3 protein-coding genes are annotated in these 3,320 nt (G+C 35.2%); all 3 read right to left on the minus strand.

Annotated features, from left to right (window positions below):
• Positions 1-173: 173 nt before the first annotated feature.
• The 3 genes from WFK35_RS21615 to WFK35_RS21625 are packed head-to-tail and all read right to left on the minus strand — an operon-like array spanning position 174 to position 3,287.
• Entirely contained in the window at positions 174-1,304 is a 1,131-nt protein-coding gene (locus tag WFK35_RS21615) for an NAD-dependent epimerase/dehydratase family protein (protein ID WP_336734608.1), read from the minus strand.
• Positions 1,305-1,322: 18 nt separating this feature from the next.
• Positions 1,323-2,132 carry a glycosyltransferase family 2 protein gene (locus tag WFK35_RS21620; protein ID WP_336734610.1) on the minus strand — a complete coding sequence of 270 codons (810 nt, stop codon included), beginning with the start codon at positions 2,130-2,132 and terminating at the stop codon, positions 1,323-1,325.
• Positions 2,133-3,287, minus strand: a complete 1,155-nt coding sequence (locus tag WFK35_RS21625) for a hypothetical protein (RefSeq protein ID WP_336734612.1) — start codon at positions 3,285-3,287, stop codon at positions 2,133-2,135.
• Positions 3,288-3,320 lie beyond the last annotated feature (33 nt).

Consider the following 3,320-nt stretch of genomic DNA (forward strand, 5'->3'; position numbering starts at 1 on the left):
ATGGTAAAATCTTTTATTAAGACGGATTATTCCTTTCGAAAAATTGGAATTGGAAGGTCTTTCGTCATAAAAATCCACTTCAGCGCCCAGTTCAGAAAGTCTTCGGGCTATTGCCTTTTCATATTTGAAAAAGCTAACCGACAGAAAAAGTATTTTTTTATCTTTTAAACAGATCATTTTAAAAGTCCTTTTACTTTCATTTCTTCAAGGGACTCTTTAAATTTTACATCCTGAATATTCTGCTGCAATACCCAATTGGTAAATTTGGACATTCCTTCCTCAAAGGATATTTTCGGCTGAAAATTTAATTTTGATTTAATCTTGCTGATGTCTGCAAAATTATGTCTGATGTCTCCCAGACGAAACTGCCCGGAAACATTAATTTCAAAATCTATGTTATAGAATTTTCTGAAATTTTCCGCTACCGTAGTTACAGCCGTTGAAACTCCTGTTCCCACGTTGAAAACTTCACCGTTCGCCGCATCATTTTCAATACAACGGATTGTTGCTTCCACGGCATCATCCACATGAATAAAATCTCTGGATTCGTTACCGTCTTCAAAAACATTAATATCGTTTCCATTAAGAATCTGGGACGAAAAAATAGATAAAATTCCTGTGTAAGGATTTAAAAGTGACTGTCCTTCTCCGTAAACGTTCTGAAACCTCAGCGCAACCGGAGCAACTCCCATGGAAGAACAGGCAGTCATTACCATCTGTTCCTGGGTATATTTTGTAATTCCGTAGATGGAAGTGGGATGTATTTTAGACTCTTCGTCCGTTGGCAAAGCGCGAAGAATCTGCCCATCGGGATAAATAATTTCAAAATTTCCTTTTCGCATTTCTTCTACGTTTCTGGGTCTGGGATAAATCAGTCCCAATTCGGGATGAAGATATTTTCCTTCTCCATAAACCGCTCTGGAAGAGGCAATAATTACTTTTTTTACCCGATGCGGTTTATTAACCAGCAGATCCAGCATTTTTGCTGTCCCGGAAACATTCACATCCGTATATTTTTCGATCTGGTACATGGATTGTCCGGTTCCCGTTTCTGCCGCAAAATGCACAATAACATCCTGTCCGTCAATCGCTTTTTCCCAGTCTTCAAAATGAGCAACATCTCCTTTAATGAAATTTATCTTTCCTGAAATATTTTTGTACAAAGGCGAATCCTCATCAGGATTTTCTCCGTGAATCTGAGAAGAAAGATTATCTAAAACTGTAATTTCATACCCCTTCTTCTTAAGTTCCAAAGATAACTTACTTCCAATAAATCCGGCTCCTCCCGTGATGAGTATCTTCATGCTGTGTTTGTGAAAATGTTATTTTTTTCTGTTTAAATTATAATAAAAAGTCCTAAGCAACAAAAGTAAATATTTTGCTTTATAAAACAGCTTAAATGTGGTATATTGGATAACGTTTATTTCTTTTAAAATATACATTTCCTTCAGATTTTTTTTAAAACCTTTCGCCATTTCTGGGAGATTGGCAGATAAACCCGAAACTCCGAAACTTCTTTTTCCCTTACCTACGAGAACCAGACTTTCATTCAGAATGTACATTTTATTTTTCAGAGAAACCTTCATCCAGTAGTTTACATCTTCCGCATACCGCTGGTCTGCATCAAAATAGCCTGTATTTTCCAGAACTTTTCTCCTGAACATTACCGTAGAAGGCTGTGCTTCGTTTCTTATCAGAAGTTTTCTGAAGGTAATTTCTGCAAGACCATTTTTTACACGGTACGGAAAAAGGATTTTATTATTATTTCTTGCCGTGGAAAGAAAGTCTATTTCAGGACGATTATTTTCAAAATATTGTATCTGTTTCTCGGTTTTTGCAGCATCCCACTCATCATCTGCATCCAGCAAAGCAATATAATCTCCTTTTGCTACTTTCAGTCCTGTATTTCTTGCGCTTGATACTCCGCCGTTTTCCTGATGAAGCAAGGTTATCGAAAGCTGCGGATTATCCTTCATGTAATTTTCAGCTATAGTAGCGCTTTCGTCTGTGGAACCGTCATTCACAATGATAATTTCAAATTTTTCCAGAGGAAAAGTCTGATTTTTCACAGAATCCAGAGCAGAAACAATGGATTGTGCAGCATTATACATCGGAATAATTACGGAAACCATCTATACTTTTATATTATTTTTAAAAATGCTCAAAATTAAAGCGGTCATTACAAACGGCATCGACATATTGAAAAAACTGATATCAAAATATGAATTAACAATCATATTCTCATAGCCATATTCTGCAAAAAACATCGCAAACGGAACAAAAACACAGATAAACAGTAAAGCTCCTGACCAAAACAGAGTTTCATAAAAAGATTTTACTTTAAATGAAAGTATACAGCCTGCAACAATATAAGAAATACTTAATATCAAAGGTTGTTTTCCTCCCTGAATAACAAAAGGATTATGCTTCAGGAAAACATCAAAATCCGGAGCATTATGAAAGAAAATATAGCAGACTGCAGCCATTGTAACTAAAAATACAGCAGCAAAACGAAGTTTTTCCTGTATTGAAAAATCAAGAAACTTCTTAAACATTAAAACCGTAAGCGGAATCACAGCAGAAAGTCTCGTTAATAAAACTAAAGCGGATAAAAACGATACAACCGCAGAATTTATCTTTTTTTCTTTGATGAATTTTTCCCAAATTAAATGAACAAATCCTGCAATGATGATAAAATTGGAAAACAAATCGCTTTTAACATAAATTTCCCACAGATAACTGGGCGAAAGGAAAAGCAGCACCAAAACCGCAAGTCTCTGCCTGTAATTATTAAAAATTTTAAAAATTAAATATGCAAAAAGCAGAAAAGAGAAAGACTGCAGATACCCTACACTTCCGAAAAGCAGGTAAAAAGGCATCCCAAACACAATAAGAATCGGCAGATTGGAAGACTCTCTTCCCATATGATCCGGAATATTGTATGGATACTGTCCGTTGAAAACAGCCTTAATTCCGATTTCCATTGCCGACCAGCGATCAACATTCAGCGTATTTCCATCCACTTTATAATTCAGATAAATACTGATGAGAAAGAAGAAAAATATTCCCAGGAAAAAAGCCGTTTTATAAAAAAAATCTTTGAAATGAACTTTTAGATAAAAGAAACCCAACCCTAAAAATACAGCAAGATATCCTGCCAAAAGCGGGATGTTATACTGTTCACCGTATTTAATGATAAAAAGAGAATTTACAGCAAGATAAATACAGACCAGACTGTAGGTTTTCAGTTTTTCTGATATTGGGATATTTGAAAATGCAGCTTCCATGAAGAATATTAGTTTTAAGAATTTCCTTCATTA

Source organism: Chryseobacterium sp. VD8 (assembly GCF_037149975.1).
GTDB classification, from domain to species: Bacteria; Bacteroidota; Bacteroidia; order Flavobacteriales; family Weeksellaceae; genus Chryseobacterium; species Chryseobacterium indicum.